The sequence below is a fragment of the Aeromicrobium sp. 636 genome (assembly GCF_024433585.1).
GTDB classification, from domain to species: domain Bacteria; phylum Actinomycetota; class Actinomycetes; order Propionibacteriales; family Nocardioidaceae; genus Aeromicrobium; species Aeromicrobium senzhongii.
The window spans coordinates 244,313-266,122 of record NZ_WNJU01000002.1 but is presented as its reverse complement, the minus strand read 5'-3'; the positions used below and the strand labels follow the sequence as shown (position 1 = coordinate 266,122).

At 70.5% G+C, this 21,810-nt stretch carries 20 protein-coding genes; 7 read left to right on the top strand and 13 right to left on the bottom strand.

Features of this window, described 5'->3' with window-relative positions; all coding sequences use genetic code 11:
• Window positions 1-54: 54 nt before the first annotated feature.
• The gene (locus GL325_RS07880; RefSeq protein ID WP_374209343.1) at window positions 55-1,101 is read right to left on the bottom strand and encodes a BMP family protein; all 1,047 of its coding nucleotides are present in this window, start codon (window positions 1,099-1,101) and stop codon (window positions 55-57) included.
• A 155-nt stretch (window positions 1,102-1,256) separates the two neighbouring features.
• Between GL325_RS07880 and GL325_RS07875 the strand changes: the two genes are divergently transcribed.
• Window positions 1,257-1,727, top strand: coding sequence for a universal stress protein (locus GL325_RS07875; RefSeq protein ID WP_154596590.1), 471 nt, complete (start codon window positions 1,257-1,259; stop codon window positions 1,725-1,727).
• 13 nt (window positions 1,728-1,740) lie between these two features.
• Here GL325_RS07875 and GL325_RS07870 read toward each other — a convergent pair whose 3' ends face one another.
• Both GL325_RS07870 and GL325_RS07865 read right to left on the bottom strand, forming a co-directional pair.
• Complete coding sequence (locus GL325_RS07870) at window positions 1,741-2,907, bottom strand: amidohydrolase (protein ID WP_187769171.1); 1,167 nt, start codon at window positions 2,905-2,907, stop codon at window positions 1,741-1,743.
• Window positions 2,908-2,990: 83 nt separating this feature from the next.
• Window positions 2,991-3,521, bottom strand: a complete 531-nt coding sequence (locus GL325_RS07865; RefSeq protein WP_154596588.1) for a CGNR zinc finger domain-containing protein — start codon at window positions 3,519-3,521, stop codon at window positions 2,991-2,993.
• A gap of 39 nt (window positions 3,522-3,560) precedes the next feature.
• Here GL325_RS07865 and GL325_RS07860 point away from each other — a divergent pair, with 39 nt between their 5' ends.
• Complete coding sequence (locus tag GL325_RS07860; RefSeq protein WP_187769170.1) at window positions 3,561-4,565, top strand: DMT family transporter; 1,005 nt, start codon at window positions 3,561-3,563, stop codon at window positions 4,563-4,565.
• On the opposite strand, the gene GL325_RS07855 is transcribed toward GL325_RS07860, so the two are convergent.
• From GL325_RS07855 to GL325_RS07835, 5 genes are all read right to left on the bottom strand, one after another.
• Window positions 4,497-5,795 (bottom strand): MFS transporter, encoded by a 1,299-nt coding sequence (locus GL325_RS07855; protein WP_187769169.1) that lies wholly within the window; start codon window positions 5,793-5,795, stop codon window positions 4,497-4,499. The two genes, GL325_RS07860 and GL325_RS07855, sit on opposite strands and share 69 nt — an antisense overlap.
• A complete protein-coding gene (locus tag GL325_RS07850; RefSeq protein ID WP_187769168.1) occupies window positions 5,792-6,208 on the bottom strand; it encodes a MarR family transcriptional regulator in 417 nt (138 codons plus the stop codon). Before GL325_RS07850 ends, GL325_RS07855 begins: the two co-directional genes overlap by 4 nt.
• Window positions 6,209-6,413: 205 nt before the next feature.
• Entirely contained in the window at window positions 6,414-7,148 is a 735-nt protein-coding gene (locus GL325_RS07845; protein WP_187411538.1) for a succinate dehydrogenase/fumarate reductase iron-sulfur subunit, read from the bottom strand.
• Entirely contained in the window at window positions 7,145-9,097 is a 1,953-nt protein-coding gene (locus tag GL325_RS07840; protein WP_154596585.1) for a fumarate reductase/succinate dehydrogenase flavoprotein subunit, read from the bottom strand. The genes GL325_RS07845 and GL325_RS07840 overlap by 4 nt, the downstream gene beginning before the upstream one ends.
• Window positions 9,098-9,110: 13 nt before the next feature.
• A complete protein-coding gene (locus tag GL325_RS07835) occupies window positions 9,111-9,827 on the bottom strand; it encodes a succinate dehydrogenase cytochrome b subunit (protein ID WP_187411539.1) in 717 nt (238 codons plus the stop codon).
• Between the two features lie 81 nt (window positions 9,828-9,908).
• Here GL325_RS07835 and GL325_RS07830 point away from each other — a divergent pair, with 81 nt between their 5' ends.
• A complete protein-coding gene (locus GL325_RS07830; RefSeq protein WP_187411540.1) occupies window positions 9,909-10,787 on the top strand; it encodes a LysR family transcriptional regulator in 879 nt (292 codons plus the stop codon).
• A gap of 1 nt (window position 10,788) precedes the next feature.
• On the opposite strand, the gene GL325_RS07825 is transcribed toward GL325_RS07830, so the two are convergent.
• Both GL325_RS07825 and trpS read right to left on the bottom strand, forming a co-directional pair.
• Window positions 10,789-11,301: a 2'-5' RNA ligase family protein gene (locus GL325_RS07825; protein WP_255467053.1), complete on the bottom strand. Its 513-nt coding sequence runs from the start codon at window positions 11,299-11,301 to the stop codon at window positions 10,789-10,791.
• Window positions 11,298-12,317 (bottom strand): tryptophan--tRNA ligase, encoded by a 1,020-nt coding sequence (trpS, locus tag GL325_RS07820; protein WP_154596584.1) that lies wholly within the window; start codon window positions 12,315-12,317, stop codon window positions 11,298-11,300. Before trpS ends, GL325_RS07825 begins: the two co-directional genes overlap by 4 nt.
• Before the next feature lie 62 nt (window positions 12,318-12,379).
• Between trpS and galK the strand changes: the two genes are divergently transcribed.
• Window positions 12,380-13,468 (top strand): galactokinase, encoded by a 1,089-nt coding sequence (galK, locus tag GL325_RS07815; protein WP_187769167.1) that lies wholly within the window; start codon window positions 12,380-12,382, stop codon window positions 13,466-13,468.
• A 4-nt stretch (window positions 13,469-13,472) separates the two neighbouring features.
• On the opposite strand, the gene GL325_RS07810 is transcribed toward galK, so the two are convergent.
• On the bottom strand, window positions 13,473-15,068 hold the full coding sequence (locus tag GL325_RS07810) for an ABC transporter permease (RefSeq protein ID WP_187769166.1): 1,596 nt from the start codon (window positions 15,066-15,068) through the stop codon (window positions 13,473-13,475).
• The gene (locus GL325_RS07805) at window positions 15,065-15,955 is read right to left on the bottom strand and encodes an ABC transporter ATP-binding protein (RefSeq protein WP_187769165.1); all 891 of its coding nucleotides are present in this window, start codon (window positions 15,953-15,955) and stop codon (window positions 15,065-15,067) included. Before GL325_RS07805 ends, GL325_RS07810 begins: the two co-directional genes overlap by 4 nt.
• Before the next feature lie 59 nt (window positions 15,956-16,014).
• Here GL325_RS07805 and GL325_RS07800 point away from each other — a divergent pair, with 59 nt between their 5' ends.
• From GL325_RS07800 to GL325_RS07790, 3 genes are read left to right on the top strand one after another with little or no spacing between them, the layout of a single operon-like run.
• Window positions 16,015-16,854 (top strand): prephenate dehydratase, encoded by an 840-nt coding sequence (locus GL325_RS07800; protein WP_187769164.1) that lies wholly within the window; start codon window positions 16,015-16,017, stop codon window positions 16,852-16,854.
• On the top strand, window positions 16,851-17,951 hold the full coding sequence (locus tag GL325_RS07795) for a GNAT family N-acetyltransferase (RefSeq protein ID WP_187769163.1): 1,101 nt from the start codon (window positions 16,851-16,853) through the stop codon (window positions 17,949-17,951). The genes GL325_RS07800 and GL325_RS07795 overlap by 4 nt, the downstream gene beginning before the upstream one ends.
• Window positions 17,952-17,971: 20 nt before the next feature.
• A complete protein-coding gene (locus GL325_RS07790) occupies window positions 17,972-19,465 on the top strand; it encodes a DHA2 family efflux MFS transporter permease subunit (protein ID WP_308209236.1) in 1,494 nt (497 codons plus the stop codon).
• A 51-nt stretch (window positions 19,466-19,516) separates the two neighbouring features.
• Here the strand turns inward: GL325_RS07790 and GL325_RS07785 are convergent, their stop codons facing one another.
• Complete coding sequence (locus GL325_RS07785) at window positions 19,517-21,733, bottom strand: NADP-dependent isocitrate dehydrogenase (protein WP_187411542.1); 2,217 nt, start codon at window positions 21,731-21,733, stop codon at window positions 19,517-19,519.
• Between the last annotated feature and the right edge of the window lie 77 nt (window positions 21,734-21,810).

The window sequence follows — 21,810 nt, the reverse complement described above, 5'->3', positions numbered from 1 at the left end:
CCCACGCTATCGCGCAGGGGCCGGGCCGCGGTCCTCAGTGCTTCGAGGACGCGATCACTTCGCCGAGACCTTGATGGTCCCGTCGATGATCTTCTGCTTGTAGTCGTTCAGCTGGTCCTCGATGTCGTCGACGTGACCGCCGGTCGTCGAGTAGCCGACGCCGTCGACCTTGAGGTCGTAGATCTGCGGGCCGGTCTTGATGTCGCCGGCCTCGACGCCCTTGAGGAAGTCGTACACCGCGACGTCGATGTTCTTGATCATCGAGGTCAGGATGCTGCCGCGGACCGACTCGTCGGCCGTCTTGGCCTGGTCGGAGTCGACGCCGATGGCCCACTTCTTCGCGTCGGTGGCCGCCTGGAAGACGCCGCCGCCCGAGCCGCCGGCCGCGTGGTAGACGACGTCGGCGCCCTTCTCGTACATGCCGGTGGCGGCCGTGTTGCCCTTGGCCGGGTCACCGAAGCCGCTGAAGTCCGGCGGCGTGGAGAGGTAGACCGACTGGAACTTGATGTCGGGGTTGACGGCCTTGGCGCCGGCCTTGTAGCCCGCCTCGAACTTGTGGATCAGCTCGGTGTCGACACCGCCGACGAAGCCGATGTTGCCGCTCTCGGACTTGAGGGCGGCCGCGGCGCCGACCAGGAACGAGCCCTGCTCCTCGGCGAACAGCAGGTTGCTGATGTTGTCGCCCTTGACGCCGTCGTCGACGATCGCGAAGTTGACGTCGGGGTTGGCCTTGGCGATCTTGTCGACCGAGGCGGAGTAGGCGAAGCCGACGGCGATCACCGGGTTGTAGCCGGCGTCGACGAGCTGCTGGAGGCGCTCCTCACGAGCGGACTCGGGCTCGCCGTCCTGGGCCTCGGCGTCCTTGACCTCGAAGCCGAGCTCGCAGGCGGCCTTGTCCAGGCCCTTGGCTGCCGAGTCGTTGAAGGACTGGTCTCCACGACCGCCGACATCGAAGGCCATGCCGACCTTGACGTCACCCTTCTCGACGCAGTCCTCGCCAGCAGCGCTCTCGTCGTCGGTGCTCTTCTTGGCGCAACCGGCTCCGGCGAAGACCAGGGCGGTCACGGCGGCCGCTGCGGTCAGCTTGTTCAATCGACGCACTTTTTTCCTCCTCAGGAGCTGCGCCCGGAAAGGAGGGCGCGAGCGATGTCCAGATGAGGTTAAGCGCTGAAATGGCGGCCGATGACCAAGTTCGTCATTCCTCCGCCAACTGTCACCGAACCGTAATCAAACCCCTGCGGGCCTAGGATCGAGTCATGCTCCTCTCCGGACCCATCATCGTCGGACACGACGGCTCTGACTTCTCCGACCACGCCCTGCGTTGGGCCCTGGCCCTGGCCGATCGGGCCAAGCTCCCGGTCCTGGTCATCCGAGCCTGGACGATGCGCACCGCGCCGAAGCCCAAGACCCAGGAGTTCGGTTACGTCCCGCCGGCCTCGGACTTCGCCGATGCCGTCCGCGAGCGCCTCGAGGAGTCGACGCGCGAGATCCTGGCCGAGTACCCCGACGTCGACGTGACCTTGAAGGTCGAGCGCGGCCAGCCGGCCACGGTCGTCGTCGAGGCCAGCCGCGGCGCCGCGCTGCTCGTCGTGGGCCCGCGCGGCCTGGGCGGCTTCAAGGGCCTGATGCTCGGCTCGGTCAGCGAGCACGCCGTGGGCAACGCGTTCTGCCCGGTCGTCGTCGTGCGCGGCGAGGACGATCCCGCCCAGTCCGAGCCCGAGGTCTGAGCCGACCGCTGCGTCAGGCGATCGCGGCGTTGGCCAGCACCAACGCGCCGACGGCGATGGCGCGCTCGTCCACCCGCAGGTTGCCCTGGTGCAGGTCGTACGTCGGGCCGCCGGGCGTGCGGGTGCCGAGGCGCGCCATCGTTCCGGGCAGGGTCTCGACGTACCAGGCGAAGTCCTCGCCGCCGAGGCTCTGCGACGTGCTGGCGACACCCTCGGGCCCGAGCGCGCTGGCGACCGCCTGACGCAGTCGCTCGGTCACGGCGAAGTCGTTGACCACCGGCGGCACGCCCCGGGTGTAGGTCAGGTCGACACCGACGCCGAAGGGTTCGACGATGTCGGCGATGATCCCGCGCACCAGGTGCTCGGCCTCGTGCCACGCCGCCGCGTCCAGCATCCGCAGCGTGCCCTTGAGCTCGCCGACGGCGGGGATGACGTTGGCGGCGTTGCCGGCACTGACCTGACCCCAGACGAGGCTGGCCCCGGCACGCGGATCGAAGCGGCGTGACAGGACGGCGGGCAGCTGGGTGATGAGGCTGCCGAGGGCGAACGTGAGGTCCTCGGTCAGGTGCGGCCGCGAGGTGTGGCCGCCCCGCCCGTTGAGGACGACGTGGATCTGGTCGGACGCACCGGTGATGGCGCCCTCGCGGATGCCGACCCGGCCGACGTCGAGCGAGGGGTCGCAGTGCAGGGCGAAGATCCGGCTGACGCCGGCGAGCACGCCGTCGGAGAGCAGCCGCAGCGCGCCGCCGGGCATGACCTCCTCGGCGGGCTGGAAGATCAGCCGCACCCGCGTCGGCAGGCCGATCGTGCGGTGGGCCTCGGCCAGGGCGGTGGCCGCGCCGATCAGCGCGGAGATGTGGACGTCATGGCCGCAGGCATGGGCGACACCGGGGTTCTTCGAGCGCCACGGGTCCTGCGTGGTGTCGAGGATCGGCAGGGCGTCGAGGTCGGCGCGGAGCGCCACGATCGGGCCGCCCGACGGGCCGATGTCGACCGAGAGACCGGTGCCCTCGAACCGCTGCGGGCTCAGTCCCAGCTTGTCCATCCACGCGTAGACCAGGTCGGTGGTCCGCTCCTCCTGCCACGACAACTCGGGAAAGGCGTGCAGGTCCCGACGCAGCTCGATGAGGTCGGGGGTCGCCGTCTCCACGGCGCGGGCGATGGATTCCTGGAGGGTCATGACCTGTCGAGTCTACGCCGACCGACCCGTACCTCGCCGCCATCTCAGATGCGGGGACGGCGCGTCACCGCGCGGATTCCCCGTCAGCCCTGCCGGGCCCGGTAGGCGGCCTGCGCCTCACGGTTGCCGCACGTGGTGCTGCAGAACTTGCGCGACCGGTTGCGCGACAGGTCGACGACGACGCCGTCGCAGTCGCTCGCTGCGCACCGGCCGATGCGACCGAGGTCGTCGGCACGGATGAGGTCGATCATCGCCATCGCGGTCTCGACCAGGATCCGCTCGTGCAGCGGCCGGTCGTCGGCGATCGCGTGCACGTGCCAGTCGAGGTGGTCGTGGCGGACGAGCCGGGGCACCGCCTGCTGCTCGGCCAGCACCGCGTTGACCAGGTCGACGGCCGCGGCCCGGTCGGCGGTCAACAGCTCGCGGAGGCGGGCGCGGATCCCCCGCACCGCCTCGAGGTCGTCACGACTCCGCGGCCTGGCGCCGGTGTACTCCCAGCGATCGAAGAACTCGGTCAGGTCCTCGACGGCCTCGAGGGTGTCCGGCTCGTCGGCGGAATTGGCCAGCTCGGCGGCAGCGCCGAGGGCGTCGGCGACGTCAGGAGTGAAAGCCATGTTGACACCTTACGACACGGACCCCTAGTGTCAGGACCCATGAGGCCCGACGCTCCTGACACCGCCGCCCTGCGGCACACGCCGACCGGCCTGCTGCTGGCGCTCACGTCAGCGCTCGCGTTCGGCACCTCCGGCACGCTGGCACGCGGCCTCATGGACGCCGGCTGGTCCCCCGGCGCCGCCTTCGCCGTCCGCGTCACCCTCGCCGCGGCCGTCCTGCTCGTCCCCGGCCTGCTCGCCGTGCGCGGCCGCAGCCGGCTGCTGTTGACGCACGCCCGCACGATCGTGGTCTACGGACTCTCGGCCGTGGTCTGCGCGCAGCTCTTCTACTTCATGGCCGTGCAGCGGCTCGACGTCGGCATCGCCCTGCTCATCGAGTACACCGCCCCCGTCGCGGTCGTGCTGTGGATGTGGTTCGCCCACGGCCAGCGGCCCGGCCGGTTCACGCTGGTGGGTGCGCTCGTGGCCGCGGTCGGCCTGGTCCTGCTGCTCGACGTCCTCGGCGGCACGCAGATCGACCTCGTGGGCGTCGCGCTGGCGCTCATCGCGATGACCGGTGCGGCCACCTACTTCGTCATGTCGGCCGACCAATCGAGCGGCCTGCCGCCGCTCACGCTGGCCGCCGGGGGCCTCGTCGTGGCGTCGGTCTCGTTCTGGACCGTGGCCGCGCTCGGGATCGTGCCGTTCACCATGACGACCGACCCGGTGGTCTTCTCGACCGGGTCCGTGCCGTGGTGGCTGCCCGTGGCCCTGCTCGGCTTCGTGGCCGCCGCTCTCGCGTACGTCACCGGGATCGCGGCGGCGCGTCACCTGGGCGGCCGGCTCGCGTCGTTCGTCGCGCTGACCGAGGTCGCCGCCGGGCTGGCGTTCGCGTGGGTCCTGCTGGACCAGGCGCCCGGTCCGTGGCAGTGCTTCGGAGCGGCGCTGGTCGTCGCCGGGATCGTCGTGGTCAAGCTCGGCGAGCGCGACGTGACCTCACTCGGCAGCGACGAGAGCCTCCTCGTCGAGCCCCTCCCGGCGCAACATCCGCCGCGCCGCCGGTGAGACCCGCCGGCGCGCCCACAGGTGGTGCGTCCGGGCGTAGAGCGCCGTCGCGACGACGATGCCGACGGCCGATGCAGCGCCACCGAGGATGAGGGTCCACCGAGCGCCGAACTCCTCGCCGACCCAGCCGATCAACGGCGCGCCGAACGGGGTGCCGCCCATGAAGACCATGAGGTATAGCGCCGCGACCCGCCCCCGCATCTGGGGTGCCGCCGTCAACTGGATCAGACCGTTCGCCGACGTCACCATCGTCAGCGAGGCCAGGCCGAGCACGGGCAGGATGAGCGCGAACGTCAGATAGCTGGGCATGAGGCCCGCGACGATCTCGGCGATGCCGAACGTCAGTCCGGCCAGGACCACGAAGATCAGCCGCGGCCGGGTGCGGCGGGCGGCCAGCAGCGCGCCGATGAGCGAGCCGATCGCGAGGATCGAGCCGAGGATGCCGTACTCGCTCGCGCCCTTGCCGTAGACCTCGGTGGCCATCAGGGCCGACGTCATCTGGAAGTTCATCCCGAACGTGCCGACGAAGAAGACACAGGTCAGCAGCAGTACCAGGTCGGGCCGGGACCGCACGTAGCGCACGCCCTCGCGCACGGCACCCTTGCGACTCCCCGAGACCGGCGAGGGACGCAGGCGCCGCACGTCGAGCGAGGTGAGCGACACGATGACCGCCAGGTAGCTGAAGGCGTTCACGAGGATGACCCAGCCGGTCGCCGTGACACCGCTGCCGAGGGCTGCGATGAGCAGGCCCGCGATCGCGGGGCCGATCATCCGGGCGGTGTTGAACGAGGCCGAGTTCAGGCCGACCGCGTTGGACAGGTCCTCCTGGCCGACCATCTCGGCGACGAAGGACTGACGGGCCGGAGCGTCGAACGCCGTGCCGACGCCGAAGACGAACGCCAGCAGGTAGACGTGCCACGCCTGCACCGCGCCGGTGATCGCCAGGACGCCGAGCAGGGCGGCCGGCAGCGCCATCGCCAGCTGGGTGATCTTGAGGATCTGCTGCTTGGGGAACCGGTCGGCCACGACACCCGCGACAGGACTGAACAGCAGCGCGGGCAGCAACTGCAGGCCCGTGGTGATGCCCAACGCCGTGCCGCTGCCGGTGAGCGTGAGGATCAGCCAGTCCTGCGCCACGCGCTGCATCCAGGTGCCGACGTTCGACACCAGCGCGCCCATGGCGTAGACGCGGTAGTTGCGGATCGAGAGGCTGCGGAAGGTGGGGCTCACGCGTCGTCCTCCGCGAGCCTGACCAACAGGTCGGTGGCGTCCCGGAGTCGTACGCGTTCGGCGGAGGTGAACGTGGCGAGGCGCCGGTCGAGCCACTGGTCGCGGCGCTGACGCTCCTCGGCGAGGACCTTCTCACCGAGCTCGGACACCGCGATGAGGACCTGCCGGCCGTCGTCGGGATGGGGCTTCTTGGTGACGTAGGCGTCCTCGAGCAGGCACTTGAGGGTCCGGGTGACGGAGGGCTGCGAGACGCGCTCGCGCGCGGCGATCTGGCTGGGCGTGGCCGGTCCGAGAACACGCACGGACCCCAGCACGGAAAGCTGGGTGGCGGTCAGTTCGGACTGCCGCTCCTGGCGCAGCCTCCGGTTGAGTCGGGCCACCGCCTGGGCGAGACGCTGGGATTCGGTGGGCATGTCATTAGCCTAGGTCATTAACCATGCTAATTAAAGAGATCGCGCTCACAGCGCCCGCGAGGGCGCCTCCCAGGTGAGGGTGCCCGCCGTCGATGCAGCACCACATGAACGGCTCCTGAAGCGCCTCCGCCCGGCGGCCGCACCGACCGAACGACGAAGGGGCCCGCCGGACGGCGGACCCCTTCGTTTGCGTCTCTGTCGCTGATCAGACCAGCGCGTTGCGCAGGTCGCGGTACAGCGTGCTGATCACGTCGAGCGGGATGCCCTTGGGGCAGGCCGCCGCGCACTCACCGATGTTGGTGCAGCCGCCGAAGCCCTCGGCGTCCATCTGCTCCACCATGCCGATGACGCGCGACTCGCGCTCGGGCTGACCCTGCGGCAGCAGGCCCAGGTGCGTGATCTTCGCAGCGGTGAACAGCATCGCCGAGCCGTTGGGGCACGCCGCGACGCAGGCGCCGCAGCCGATGCACGTGGCCGCCTCGAACGCGTGGTCGGCGTTCTCCTTCGGCACGGGCAGGTTGTTGGCCTCGGGGGCCGAGCCCGTGGGCGCGGAGATGTAGCCGCCGGCCGCGATGATGCGGTCGAGCGCGCCGCGGTCGACGACGAGGTCCTTGACGACGGGGAAGGCCCCGGCACGCCACGGCTCGATGTCGATGACGTCGCCGTCGTTGAACGTGCGCATGTGCAGCTGGCACGTCGTGGTGACCTCGGGGCCGTGCGCGATGCCGTTGATCACGACGCCGCACGTGCCGCAGATGCCCTCGCGACAGTCGGAGTCGAACGCCACCGGCTCCTCGCCCTCGAGCGTGAGCCGCTCGTTGAGGACGTCGAGCATCTCCAGGAAGGACATGTCCTCACTGACGTCGTCCAGCCCGTAGGTGACCATCTTGCCCTTGGCGTCGGCGCTCTTCTGGCGCCAGACCCGAACGGTGATCTTCACTTGTAGCTCCTGGCCTTCATCTCGACGTACTCGTACTCCAGCGGCTCCTTGTGCAGGATGGGCTGGCTCCCGGTGTGCTCCCACGCGGCGACGTAGGCGAACTCGTCGTCGTGACGCAGCGCCTCGCCGTCCTCGGTCTGGCTCTCGGCGCGGAAGTGGCCACCGCAGGACTCGCGACGGTTCAACGCGTCGATGCACATGAGCTCGCCGAGCTCGAAGAAGTCCGCCACCCGGTTGGCGCGCTCGAGCGTCTGGTTGAGCTCCTCGGCCTCACCGGTGACCTTGACATTGCTCCAGAACTCGGCCTTGAGGTCGCGGATCATCTGGATGGCCTTCATCAGGCCCTCCTCGGTGCGCTCCATGCCGCAGTAGTCCCACATGATCTGGCCGAGCTCCTTGTGGAAGGAGTCGACCGTGCGGGTGCCGTTGATCGAGAGCAGCTTCTCGACCCGCTCCTCGACGGCCTGGCGGGCCTCGACGACGCGCGGGTGGTCCTCGGGGACCTTCTCGTAGGGCGCCTTCGACAGGTAGTTCGCCAGCGTGTTCGGCAGCACGAAGTAGCCGTCGGCCAGACCCTGCATGAGCGCCGAGGCGCCGAGGCGGTTGGCGCCGTGGTCGGAGAAGTTCGCCTCGCCGGCCACGAACAGGCCGGTCAGGTTGCTCTGCAGGTCGTAGTCGACCCACAGGCCGCCCATCGTGTAGTGCACGGCGGGGTAGATGCGCATCGGGCGCGTGTACGGGTCCTCGCCGGTGATGCGGGCGTACATGTCGAACAGGTTGCCGTACTTGGCCTCGACCGCCGGGCGACCGAGTCGCTCGATGGCCTCGGCGAAGTCGAGGTAGACACCCAGACCACCGGGGCCGACACCCTTGCCGGCGTCGCACTGGTACTTCGCGGCACGCGAGGCGATGTCACGCGGCACCAGGTTGCCGAACGCCGGGTAGATGCGCTCGAGGTAGTAGTCGCGCTCGTCCTCGGGAATGTCCGCCGGGTGACGGTCGTCGCCGGCCTTCTTCGGCACCCAGATGCGGCCGTCGTTGCGCAGCGACTCGCTCATCAGCGTGAGCTTGCTCTGGTAGTCGCCCGAGACGGGGATGCAGGTGGGGTGGATCTGCGTGTAGCAGGGGTTCGCGAAGTAGGCGCCCTTGCGGTGCGCGCGCCACGTGGCGGTGACGTTGGAGCCCATGGCATTCGTCGAGAGGAAGAAGACGTTGCCGTAGCCGCCGGTCGCGAGCACGACCGCGTCGGCCAGGTGCGTCTCGATCTCGCCGGTGAGCATGTCGCGGACGATGATGCCGCGAGCCCGCTCGGTGCCGTCGGCATCGGGGACCATGATCAGCTCGAGCATCTCGTGGCGCGTGTTCATCTCGACCGTGCCGGCGCCGATCTGGCGCTCGAGGGCCTGGTACGCGCCCAGCAGGAGCTGCTGGCCCGTCTGGCCGCGAGCGTAGAACGTGCGCGACACCTGGACGCCGCCGAAGGAGCGGTTGTCCAGCAGGCCGCCGTACTCGCGGGCGAACGGGACGCCCTGCGCGACGCACTGGTCGATGATGTTCACCGACACCTGCGCGAGGCGGTAGACGTTCGACTCGCGGGCGCGGAAGTCGCCGCCCTTGACCGTGTCGTAGAAGAGCCGGTAGATCGAGTCGCCGTCGTTGCGGTAGTTCTTGGCCGCGTTGATGCCACCCTGGGCGGCGATCGAGTGGGCCCGACGCGGGCTGTCCTGGTAGCAGAACGCCTTGACGTGGTAGCCGGCCTCGCCGAGCGTGGCGGCGGCGGAGGCGCCGGCCAGGCCGGTGCCGACCATGATGACGCTCAGCTTGCGGCGGTTGGCCGGGTTGACCAGGGCCATGTGCGCCCGGTGCTCGTCCCAGCGCTTCTCGATGGGGCCGCTCGGAGCGGCGGTGTCGCGGATGTCGTCGCCGACAGTGAAGTAGTCCAAAGCCATGTCCAAGTCCTTGTCAGTCGACGAACCCGAGCAGAATCGCCCAGGGCGGGATCAGGAATCCGATGGTGATGATGCCCGCGACGATCCACGACAGGGGCGTCAGGCGCGATCCCAGCCGGGTGCCGCTGTGGTTGGCACCGAGGGTGGTCAGGGCGCTCCAGACGCCGTGCCACAGGTGGAAGCCGACGGCCAGCATGGCGATCGTGTAGGACAGGGTCACCCACCAGATCTCGAAGCCGTTGACGACCCGCAGGTAGGGGCTGCTGCTCGCGCCGCCGGGGTGGATCTGGTTCCCGGTCAGGTGCAGCAGGTGGTAGATCACGAAGAGGATGATCACGATGCCGCCCCACCGCAGCGTGAAGGTGGCGTAGCTGCGCTGGACGCCCCGCGTGCCGCGCGGCGACTGGTAGCGCTTGCGGCCCGTGTAGCCGGCCGCCTTCTTGTTGCGACGCCACAGCACGATGGCCGCGTACGCATGGCCGACGATCGACGCCAGCAGCACCACGCGGATGATCCACAGGGCGCCCTCGCGCGGCAGGTAGGGCTCGCCCAGCACACGCAGGTGGTGCGAGTAGCTGTCGAACGCCTCCTGGCCCGAGAAGACCTTGAGGTTTCCGTACATGTGAACGAGCAGGTAGCCGACCATGATCAGGCCGGTCACCGCCATCAGGAACTTCAGCGCGACCGTGGACCGCTGAGCGGGCACGCGCGAGATCTGGGAAGTGGCCACGGCGTCAGGTTAGGCGCCTTCGTCGATTCACGCTAAGTCGAAGTAAGCCGTACCGTCATAGACGACGGCTATGCTGGCTGGGTGCAACTACGCCACCTCGCCTACTTCGTCGCCGTCGCCGACGAGCGGAGCTTCACCCGGGCCGCCGACATCCTGGGTGTCTCCCAACCCACCCTGTCCAAGCAGATCCGTGCTCTCGAGAACACGCTGGGCACGCGGCTGCTGGTCCGCGACCGTGCGGGCATCGACCTGACCAGTGCCGGCGAGGCCCTGCTCCCCCATGCCCAGCGCATCCTCATCGAGGCCGACAACGCGACCCGCTCGGTGCACGAGGTGGCCTCGTTGCAGCGCGGACGGGTGCGCATGGGCGCCACGCCGTCGATGGTCGAGGGCCTGCTGGCGCCGGTGCTGCGCCGGTTCCGCGCCGAGCACCCCGCGATCGACCTCGAGGTCCACGAGGCCGGCTCACGCGACCTCACCGCCGAGCTGTCGACCGGACGGATCGACCTGGCCCTGCTGATCGTGCCCCTGGCCTCGCAGATCCCCGACCTCGAGACCGCGGTCGTCTACACCGAGCGGCTCGTGCTGGCCAGCCCCGCCGACGCCGACATGCCCGAGCAGATGGACGTCGCCGATCTGGAGGACCTGCCGCTGGTCATGTTCCGCGAGGGCTACGACCTGCGCGACGTCACGCTGCGCGCCTGCCGCGCCGCCGGCTTCGACCCGAGCCTGTCGGTCGAGGGCGGCGAGATGGGCTCGGTCCTGCGCTTCGTCGAGTCCGGACTGGGCCATGCCGTCGTGCCGGACATCGTCATGGGTACCCGCACGGGGCTGCGCCGCACCCGGCTCGAGAACCCGCCGCTGTCGCGTTCCATCGCCGTGGCGCACCGGCCGCTCGAGACACTGCCCCTGGCCGCGCGCGCGTTCCGCGCCGTGCTGGTCGAGTCCCTCGCGGACTGAGTCAGCCCAGCGGGAACGACGAGGTCGGCACCCAGCCGGTGTCGGGCTCGTCGACGTAGAGGTGGATCGCGTCGACGTCGAACGTGCACCGGAAGTCGACGAGATCCTCCAGCGCGGTGTCCAGCGCCTCGTCGGGCACGTTGTGCGCCACGGTCACGTGCGGGTGGAACGGGAACTCCGGGTCCGGGGCGCCGATCGCCTTGCGCACCCCCTCGGCCAGGGTCTCGATCTGGGCGATCCCCTGGCTGACGGCCACGAACACCACCGGCGAGATCGGCCGGAAGGTGCCGGTGCCCAGCAGGCTGACCGTGAAGGGCCGGAAGACCTCGGCCAGCTCGCGCAGGTCCTCGCCGAGGTCGCCCATGCCGGACTCGTCGACGACCAGGGGCGGTGCGAGCGTGATGTGGCTCGGGATCCGGTCGGCCATCTGGTCGCCGAAGGAGCGCCGCTTGTCGCGCAACGCCTGACCGTAGGGCTCGGGAATGGCGATCGACACGCCGACGGTCACGGTCACGGGCGTCCACCCAGCGGCTTGGCGAAGCCGGAGCGGTCGTAGACCAGCTCCAGGGTGGGCGTCGCGACCTCGCGCGCCCGCGCCGCGCCGGCGGCCAGGATGCGGTCCAGCTCACCACGGTCGTCGAGCAGTTCACGGGTGCGGGCGCCGAACTCGCCGACGAGGTCGCCCACGATCTCGGCCAGGTCGACCTTCAGGTGCCCGTACTGCTTGCCCTCGTACTCCTTGACGATGTCGTCGATGGTGCGACCGGTCAGCACCGAGTAGATCGTCAGCAGGTTCGAGACCCCCGGCTTGGCCGACGGGTCGAACCGGATCTCGGTCTCGGAGTCGGTGACGGCGGACTTGATCTTCTTCGCGGCCTGCTTCGGCGTGTCCGTGAGGTCGATGACGCCGGTGTGCACCGGGTTCGAGCCGCTCATCTTGCTCGTCGGCACCTGCAGGTCGTAGATCTTCGCGGTCTCCTTGACGATGTACGCCTCGGGGACGGTGAAGGTCTCGCCGAAGCGGTGGTTGAACCGCTGGGCGAGGTTGCGGGCCAACTCGACGTGCTGGCGCTGGTCCTCGCCGACCGGGACCTTGTCGGCCTGGTAGATGAGGATGTCGGCGGCCATCAGGATCGGGTACGTGAACAGGCCGACGCTGGCGAAGTCGGTGCCGGCCTTGGCGCTCTTGTCCTTGAACTGCGTCATCCGGCTGGCCTCGCCGAATCCGGTGACTCCGTTGAGGATCCACGAGAGCTGGGTGTGCTCGGGCACGTGACTCTGCACGAACAGGGCACTGCGCGCGGGGTCGACGCCGGCGGCCAGCATCTGGGCGGCGGCGATGTACGTGCGCTCGGCCAGCTTCGCCGGGTCGTACTCGACGGTGATCGCGTGCAGGTCGGGGATGAAGTAGAACGCCTCGAAGTCGTCCTGCAATGCCACCCAGTTCATGAAGGCGCCGATGTAGTTGCCGAGATGGTACGAATCGGCGGTCGGCTGCGCGCCGGACAACGCTCGGGGGAGGCGTGACATGGGGTCGATTGTGCCAGCCGCACCTGTGAGCGCCAGTGGCCCCTGTGAGTAGGGTGAGCGGCGTGGACGACGTGCGGCGCTGGCAGGTTCCGGGCCGGGTCAACCTGATCGGTGAGCATCTGGACCACAACGGCGGGGCCGCCCTGCCCATCGCGATCGACCGCTCGCTGCTGGTCAAGGCGCGTCGGCGCACCGACGGGACGGTCAACGTCTGGAGCCGCGGCGAGCGTGCCTCCTTCCCCGTCGAGACGGGCCCCGGCGACGTGTCGGACTGGTCCGCCTACGCCGCCGGCGTGGTGTGGGCGCTGCGCGAGGCCGGTGTCACCGTGACGGGCGCCGACCTCGTCCTCGAGTCGACTCTCCCCGTCGGCGCCGGACTGTCGTCGTCGGCCGCGCTGACGTGCGGTGTCGCGCTCGCGTTGGACGACCTGGCCGGCGCCGGGCGTCCCCGCGAGGAGCTGGCCCGCGTCGCCCAGCGCGCCGAGAACGACTACGTCGGGGTCCCGACCGGGCTGATGGACCAGTACGCCGTCCTGTTCGCGCAGGAGGGCCACGCCATGCACCTCGACTTCGGCGCGAACCCGCCCACCGCCGAGCCCGTCCCGGCCGACTGGGCCGAGGACGGCCTCGTGCTCACCGTCATCGACACGGGCGTGCACCACGAGCTGGCCGCCGGCGAGTACGCCGAGCGACGGCGCGAGTGCGACGCGATCGCCAGCGAGCTCGGGTTGGGCGCCCTGGCGTCCATCGGCCTCGACGGCCTGCTGTCGCTGACCGACGAGACCGCCAAGGCGCGGGCCCGCCACGTCCTGACCGAGTCCACGCGCGTCCGCGGTGCCGTCACCGCCCTGCGCCGCCGCGACTGGGCGCAGTTCGGCGCGATGCTGACCTCGTCGCACGAGTCCCTGCGCGACGACTTCGCCGTCTCGTCCGAGGAGCTGGACGTCGCGGTCGACGCCGCGTTGGCCGGTGGGGCACTGGGTGCTCGGATGACCGGTGGCGGCTTCGGCGGCAGTGCCATCGCGCTCATGCGCCCTGAGCAGGTCGACGGACTCCGCGCCCGGGTCGAGGCCGCCTTCACCGACCGCAGCTGGGCCGCGCCCACGGTCTTCACCGTGCGCCCCTCCCCCGCCGCCGCCCTCCTGCCCTGAGCACTCAGGACAGGTCGCGGCGGCGCAGTCCTGCCACGCCCACGACGGTCAGCGCCACGGCGACAGCCGTCTGCACCAGCGCCGGTCCCGCCTCGAACGACTCGGTCGGCAGGGCCGGGAGGTGCTCGAAGGGCGACAGTCCCGCGATCCATCCGGGCAGGTCGAGCAGGTCTCCCAGGTACGCCTGGATGAACGCCCACATCGGTCCCGCCCACGCCAGCAGCGTCCACCGGGGCAGCCACCCGTGCAGGGCCACGACCACCGACGCGAGCAGCAGCATCGCGGGGACGGTCGCCATCACGGCACGCCAGAGTCGCGGGATCATGTCGACCTCGCCGGTGACGAGGGCGTGGAACACCCCGAAGGTCAGCGCGACGACGGCGGCCACCCCCACGACCCCCGCCACCGTGACCGCGATCGCCGACCACGCCCATCGGTCGCGGGAGACGCCCGCCGCCAACACCGTCTGCGCCTGTCCGGCCACCTCGCCGTGGCGCAGCCTCAGGGCCGACGCCACGGCGAACGCCGAGACGAGGACACCCAGGAACGTCACGACATACGACAGGTAGCCCAGCACCACGTCGTCGGTGCCACCCAGGATCGAGGCGACTGCAGCGTTGCTCTCGACGAGCTCGCGGACCTCGTTGCCCACGGCGCCGAACACCGCCGCCGTGACGACGAGCCCGGCGGCCCAGGCGGCCATCAGCCCTCGCTGCTCGCGCAGTGCCAGCCCCCACGGCGTCGCGAGCCATGCCCGCGCGCGTGCGGGTCCCGCCCGCTCGGCGACCAGTCCCGCCCCGAAGTCACGGTGTGCGGCCAGCCAGGCCGCCACGAGCAGGGCCACGACCGTCCCGGCGAGCGAGAGCGCCAGGGGCCACCATCTGGCCCCGTCCCCGAACGGCCGCAGCTCGTCCTGCCATCCGAAGGGCGACGTCCAGGTCCACCAGGTCCCGTCCAGCGCGCCGTAGCCGCGCAGCAGGAAGAACGCCAACAGCGCCGCCAGGGCGATGCCCAGGGCACGGCGCGTGCTCGCGGCCACCTGGACGGCGACCGCGGTCAGCGACGTGAAGACGAGCCCGACACCGCCCACGCCGCACCCGAACAGCACCGACGGTCCGGGATCGGCCCCCGACAGGGCCATGATCCCGGCGACGAGCGCCGCCGCCGCGACACAGGCGGCCAGGGAGACCACCACCGTGGACAGCAGGGCCGCGTACCGTCCCGTGACCGTGCTGCGAACGAGCTCGGCCCGGCCCGACTCCTCCTCGCTACGGGTGTGTCGCACGACAAGGAAGACGGCCATGAGCGCCACCGTCACGCTCGCCACCGAGCCGATCTCGAAGGCGAGGATCCCGCCGATCGTGTCGACGCCGCGCGGCACGCCCCCGAACAGGCGCGAGACCGCGCTGTCCTGGACCGTCGCGGCGTAACCGGCCCGCTCGGCGGGCGTGTCGTAGAGCGCCGCGACGGCCCGGGCCGAGACCCCCGTGAGGACGGTGATCCCGATCAGCCACAGCGGCAGCCGGACCCGGTCGCGACGCAGCACGAGGCGGGTCAGTGGCCCGGTACCGACGACCGCGTCCGTGAGGTGCGCGCTCACGTCCGTTCCTCGTCCTCGTACTCGCGGAGGAACAGCTCCTCCAGGGTCGGTGGATGGGCCTCCAGCGCGACGAGTCCCCACGCGGAGAGCCGACCCATCACGGCCCCGATCTGCGCACTGTCGACCTCCATCTGGAGTCGTCCCCCGTCATGGTGGACGTGGTGCACGCCCGGAAGTGCGTCGATCCCGTCGGCCGGGCGGGTCGTCTCGGCGCGAACCGTCGTGCGCGTGTGGGTGCGCAGGTCGTCCAACGTGCTGGTCAGCACCGAACGCCCCTGCCGGATGATCGTCACCCGGTCGGCCAGCGCCTCCACCTCGGCCATGATGTGGCTCGAGAGCAGGATCGTGGCCCCCTCCGCCCGCAGCTCGTGGACGCAACGCTGGAACTCGGCCTCCTTGAGTGGATCGAGTCCCGCCGTCGGCTCGTCGAACAGGTACAGCTCGGCCGGAGCAGCCAGCGCGGCCACCAGGGCGACCTTCTGGCGGTTGCCCTTCGAGTAGGTCCCGCACCGCCGCGACGGATCGAGACCGAAGCGCTCGATGAGGTCGGACCGCCGGCGCTCGTCCAGTCCGCCCCGCATCCGGCCGAGGACGTCGATCACCTCGCCGCCGGTCAGATTGGCCCACAGACTCACCTCGCCGGGGACGTAGGCCAGGCGGCGGTGCAGCCCGGCGGCGTCCGTCCAGGGGTCGCCACCGAGCAGCCGCACCGTCCCCGCATCGGCGCGCAGCAGTCCCAACAGCACGCGCATCGAGGTCGACTTGCCCGAGCCGTTGGGCCCCAGGAAGCCGTGCACCTCCCCGGTCCGGACCACCATGTCGAAACGGTCCAGGGCCCGCACCGCGCCGAACGACTTCGATACCGACTGCAGTTCGATGGCCGTCATGGCCCCACCATCGCACCGCGGAAGGTCACCGCGAGCGAGGTCGCCGTTACGCTGAGCCGGTGACACGGATTGCCTACCAGGGAGAGCCCGGCTCGAACTCCCACCTGGTCATCGACCTCCACCACCCCGACGCCGAGGCGGTGCCCTGCGCCTCGTTCGAGGACGCCTTCGCGGCCGTCAGCTCGGGGCAGTGCGATCTGGCGATGATCCCGATCGACAACTCGCTGGCCGGCCGGGTGGCCGACATCCACCACTTCCTGCCCACCAGTGGGCTGCACATCGTCGGCGAGCACTTCCTGCCGATCAAGTTCGCCCTCATGGGCACCCCGGGAACGACGCTCGAGTCGATCAAGACCGTGCACAGCCACGTGCACGCCCTGGGCCAGTGCCGTCGCATCATCCGCGAGCACGGCTGGACCCCGCTGATCTCGGGTGACACCGCCGGTGCCGCGCGCGAGATCTCCGAGGCCAGCGACATCACGTCCGCTGCGATCGCTCCCCCACTGGCGGCCGGCATCTACGGCCTCGAGATCCTCGCCGCCGACATCGAGGACGAGGCCCACAACACCACCCGCTTCGTGCTGCTGTCGCGCGACGACGTGCGCGCGCCCGCCGACAACGGCCCGGTCGTCACCAGCTTCATCTTCAACGTGCGCAACCTGCCGGCTGCGCTCTACAAGGCGCTCGGCGGCTTCGCCACCAACGGCATCAACATGACCAAGCTCGAGAGCTACATGGTCGGCGGCGAGTTCGCCGCCACGATGTTCCTGGCGGAGGTCGACGGACACCCCGACGAGCCCGGCCTGGCGCGCGCGCTCGAGGAGCTGCAGTTCTTCACCACCGAGATCAAGGTCCTCGGGGTCTACCCGGCCGATCCGTTCCGGGCCGGAATCCGGTGAGCGTCGGCGCCTGGCCCCTCAACGTCCCCGTCCTCACCGACGGTGTCGTCACGCTGCGCGCCCACACCCCGGCCGATCTGGACCGGATGAACGAGATGGCCAACGACCCCGACATGGCCCGCTGGACCGCGGTCCCCGTGCCGAATCCGCGCAGCGCGACCGAGAAGTACGCGATGGAGCTGGTCCCGCACGGCTGGGACAGCGGCACGTCCCTGTGCTGGGCGATCGAGCACGAGGGTCGCTACGTGGGCAACGTCGACATCCGGGGCAAGGGCGCGCTGGCCGACATCGGCTACGCACTGCACCCGGACGCGCGCGGCCGGTCGTTGGCCGTGGACGCGGCCCGCCTCGCGATCGACCACGCGTTCGTCGAGGCCGGCAAGGAGACCATCGTGTGGCGCGCCCACGTCGGCAACCTGGCCAGCCTGCGCGTGGCCCACACCCTCGGCTTCCGGCTCCACGGCACGCAACCGGACGCGCTGCTCGAGCGGGGCCGGATCCTCGACGCCTGGACCGGGTCGCTGCGGTTCGGGGACGCGCCGGTCCCCCGCACCACCTGGCGCGAGTCGACGCTGACCACCGAGCGGTTGACGTTGCGCCCGCTCGCGACGACCGACGTCCCCCGCATCGTCGAGGCCTGCGCCGACCCGAGCACCCGGCACTTCCTGTCGAGCATGCCGGAGCCCTACCGCGAGTCGGACGCGCTCTGGTACGTCCACGACTCGTGGTGGCAGGCGGCCGTCGGACATCACGAGACCTGGGCGGTCGCGGACACCGACGACCGGCTGCTCGGCACGATCCGCCTGCTGGCGCTCGACGACCCCACCGGCGGACTCGGAGAGATCGGCTACTGGACCCACCCGGACTCGCGTGGTCAGGGCATCATGACCGAGGCCGCGCGCGCCGTCGTGGACTACGCCTTCGATCCGGACGGTCTCGACCGCCGGCGGCTCAGCCTCGTCGCCGCGGAGGGGAACACGCCCAGCCGCCGGATCGCCGACGCGCTGGGCTTCACGCAGTACGGCACCGAGCACGGCACGGCCCGGCTGGCCGACGGCACGCTGACCGATCACCACCTCTACGAGCGGTTGCGCTGAAGCAGGCGTAGATTCCCCGGGTGAGTTCTGCCTCCTCCCCCACCCGAACCCTGCCGGAGAACCCCTGGCCGGCGCTGTGGGCCATGGTCATCGGCTTCTTCATGATCCTGGTCGACTCCACCATCGTGTCGGTCGCGACGCCGGCCATCCGCGACGACCTCGCGACGGACTACAACTCGGTCATCTGGGTCACCAGCGCGTACCTGCTGGCCTACGCCGTGCCGCTGCTGATCACCGGCCGCCTGGGCGATCGTTTCGGCCCGAAGCGGGTCTACCTCACCGGACTCGTGGTCTTCACGGCCTCGTCCCTGTGGTGCGGCCTGACGGACTCGGTGGAGTCGCTCATCCTCGCGCGCGTCGTCCAGGGCTTCGGCGCCTCGATGATGACGCCGCAGACCATGGCGGTCATCACCCGCACGTTCCCCGCGCACAGCCGCGGCCGGGCGATGGCGCTGTGGGGCGCGACCGCCGGCGTGGCGACGCTCGTCGGCCCCGTGCTGGGCGGCGTGCTCGTGGACAACGCGGGCTGGGAGTGGATCTTCATCATCAACGTGCCGGTCGGCCTGGTCGGGTTCGTGCTCGCCTGGCGCCTCGTGCCCCGGCTCGAGACCCACACCCACCGGTTCGACTGGCTCGGCGTCGCCCTGAGCGCGGTGGCGATGTTCCTCATCGTCTTCGGCATCCAGGAGGGTGAGCGGTACGACTGGGGCACCATCTCCGGCTGGCTGTCGGTGCCGCTGCTCATCGCGACCGGCCTGGTCGTGCTGGCGGTCTTCGTGACGTGGCAGGCGCGCAACCGCAGCGAGCCGCTCGTGCCGCTGAGCCTGTTCCGCGACCGCAACTTCTCGGTCTCGAACGTGGCGATCTCGACGGTGTCGTTCTCGGTGACCGCGATGGCGTTCCCGTTCATGCTGTGGACCCAGACCGTGTTGGGCTACGACGCCACCCAGGCGGGCCTGCTGTTCGTCCCCATGGCCCTGGTCACCGCTGCGATGGCGCCGATGGTCGGCAAGATGAGCGACCGGCTGCCCCCGCGGCGGCTGGCCTCCGTCGGCTTCGGCACGTCCGCGATCGCGCTGCTGGGCACGGCCTGGGTCATCGCACCCGACACCCCGCTGTGGCAGCTGCTGGCGCTCAACGCGCTGCTCGGCTTCGGCAACGCGTTCTTGTGGGCGCCGCTGGCCTCCACCGCCACGCGCAACCTGCCCCTGTCGTCGGCCGGTGCGGGATCGGGCGTCTACAACACCACCCGCCAGGTGGGCGCCGTCCTGGGCTCCGCCGCGATCGCCGCGGCCATCGCCGGCCGGCTCGCGGTGCACGTGCCCCAGGCCACCGACGCCGGGCAGGGCTCAGGAGCCGCCGGCGGGAGCCTGCCGTCCCAGCTGGCCGGCCCGTTCTCCGACGCCATGTCCGAGGCCATCATCGTCCCCGCACTGGCGTTCGTCGTCGGTCTGGTGGTCGTGCAGTTCTTCGCCGCCCCCAGTCACGCAGCTCCCCGTCACGCCGAGCGCTGAACGACGACGGCGGCCGACCCCGAGGGGGTCGGCCGCCGTCGTGGGCGTGACTCAGAAGGCGGCGAGCGCCTCGTTGAAGGTCGTGCTGGGTCGCATGACCTTCGCGGCCTTCTCCGGGTCGGGCTGGTAGTAGCCGCCCAGGTCGACCGGCTGGCCCTGCACCGCGAGCAGCTCGTCGACGATCGTCTGCTCCTCGGCGGCCAGCTTCTCGGCCAGCGGCGCGAACGCCTCGGCCAGCGCGGCGTCGTCACTCTGCTGCGCGAGCTCCTGGGCCCAGTAGAGCGCCAGGTAGAAGTGGCTGCCGCGGTTGTCGATCGTGCCGAGCTTGCGGCCCGGCGACCGGTCGTTCTCGAGGAACGTGGCGGTGGCGCGATCGAGGGCGTCGGCCAGGACCTTCGCCTGGGCGTTGCCCGTCGTCGTGGCGTACTGCTCGAGGCTCGGGACGAGCGCGAAGAACTCACCGAGGGAGTCCCAGCGCAGGTAGTCCTCCTTGAGGAGCTGCTGCACGTGCTTGGGCGCCGAGCCGCCGGCGCCGGTCTCGAACAGGCCACCGCCGTTGATCAGCGGCACGACCGACAGCATCTTGGCGCTGGTGCCGAGCTCGAGGATCGGGAACAGGTCGGTGTTGTAGTCACGCAGCACGTTGCCGGTGACGCTGATCGTGTCCAGGCCCTGACGCAGACGCTCGACCGAGAGCGCGGTGGCCTCGACGGGCGACATGATGCGGATGTCCAGACCCTCGGTGTCGTGGTCGCCCAGGTACTCGTTGACCTTGGCGATCAGGTTGGCGTCGTGGGCGCGGGTCTCGTCGAGCCAGAACACCGCCGGGTCGCCCGAGGCACGGGCGCGGTTGACGGCCAGCTTCACCCAGTCGCGGACGGGGATGTCCTTGGTCTGGCAGGCGCGCCAGATGTCGCCCTGCGCGACGGCGTGCTCGATCAGCACGTCGCCGGCGGAGTTGACCACGCGGACCGTGCCGGTCGCGGGGATCTCGAACGTCTTGTCGTGCGAGCCGTACTCCTCGGCCTTCTGCGCCATGAGGCCCACGTTCGGGACCGAGCCCATCGTGGACGGGTCGAAGGCGCCGTTGGCCTTGCAGTCGTCGATGACGACCTGGTAGACGCCGGCGTACGAGCTGTCGGGGATGACCGCGAGGGTGTCGGCCTCCTGGCCGTCCGGGCCCCACATGTGCCCCGACGTGCGGATCATGGCCGGCATCGACGCGTCGACGATGACGTCGCTCGGGACGTGCAGGTTGGTGATGCCCTTGTCGGAGTCGACCATCGCCAGGCTCGGGCCCTCGGCCAGCTCGGCCTCGAAGGAGGCCTTGATGTCGGCGCCGTTCGGCACCGCGTCGAGTCCGGCGAGGATGCCGCCGAGTCCGTCGTTGGGGGTCAGGCCCGCCTCGGCCAGCGCGGCGCCGTACTCGGCGAACGTCTTCGGGAAGAAGGCGCGGACCACGTGGCCGAAGATGATCGGGTCGGAGACCTTCATCATCGTGGCCTTGAGGTGCACCGAGAACAGGACGCCGTCGGCCTTGGCCTGGGCGACCTGGGCGGTCAGGAACTCGCGCAGGGCGGCGACGTTCATGCTCGTCGCGTCGACGATCTCGCCGGCCAGGACCGGGATCGACTCCTTGAGCACGGTCGTGGTGCCGTCGTCGCCCACCAGCTCGACGCGCAGGTCGTCGTCGGCCTCGAGGACCACGGACTTCTCGTTGGCCCGGAAGTCGTCGACGCCCATCGTGGCGACCGAGGTCTTGGAGTCGGCCGACCAGGCACCCATGCGGTGCGGGTGGTTCTTGGCGTAGTTCTTGACCGAGGCCGGCGCGCGGCGGTCGGAGTTGCCCTCGCGCAGGACCGGGTTCACGGCCGAGCCCTTGACCTTGTCGTAGCGAGCGCGGATGTCGCGCTCCTCGTCGGTCTGGGGGTCCTCGGGGTACTCCGGCATGTCGTAGCCCTGCGCGCGCAGCTCGTCGATCGCCGCCTTGAGCTGCGGGACCGAGGCCGAGACGTTCGGCAACTTCACGATGTTCGCCTCGGGGCGCTGCGCCAGGTCGCCGAGCTCGGCGAGGGCGTCGGCCGCTCGCTGGCTCTCGGGCAACAGGTCGCTGACGGCCGCGATGAGGCGGCCGGCGAGCGAGATGTCCCGGGTCTCGACCTTGACGCCGGCCTTCGAGGCATACGCCTCGATGATCGGCAGGAAGGAGTAGGTGGCGAGGGCGGGAGCCTCGTCGGTGTGCGTGTAGATGATCGTCGAGTCCGTCACGGCACCAAACTACCGGGTCTGCCGGTCACCGCTCGCCTCGCCCGGGCCCACCGGACCACCCATTGTCGAGTTAGATG

Bases quoted from the DNA above. Each gene is read 5' to 3' on its own strand.
- GL325_RS07875 (WP_154596590.1), top strand. From the start codon at position 1,257: ATGCTCCTCTCCGGACCCATCATCGTCGGACACGACGGCTCTGACTTC.
- GL325_RS07870 (WP_187769171.1), bottom strand. From the start codon at position 2,907: ATGACCCTCCAGGAATCCATCGCCCGCGCCGTGGAGACGGCGACCCCC.
- GL325_RS07865 (WP_154596588.1), bottom strand. From the start codon at position 3,521: ATGGCTTTCACTCCTGACGTCGCCGACGCCCTCGGCGCTGCCGCCGAG.
- GL325_RS07860 (WP_187769170.1), top strand. From the start codon at position 3,561: ATGAGGCCCGACGCTCCTGACACCGCCGCCCTGCGGCACACGCCGACC.
- GL325_RS07850 (WP_187769168.1), bottom strand. From the start codon at position 6,208: ATGCCCACCGAATCCCAGCGTCTCGCCCAGGCGGTGGCCCGACTCAAC.
- GL325_RS07840 (WP_154596585.1), bottom strand. From the start codon at position 9,097: ATGGCTTTGGACTACTTCACTGTCGGCGACGACATCCGCGACACCGCC.
- trpS (WP_154596584.1), bottom strand. From the start codon at position 12,317: ATGTCACGCCTCCCCCGAGCGTTGTCCGGCGCGCAGCCGACCGCCGAT.
- GL325_RS07805 (WP_187769165.1), bottom strand. From the start codon at position 15,955: ATGACGGCCATCGAACTGCAGTCGGTATCGAAGTCGTTCGGCGCGGTG.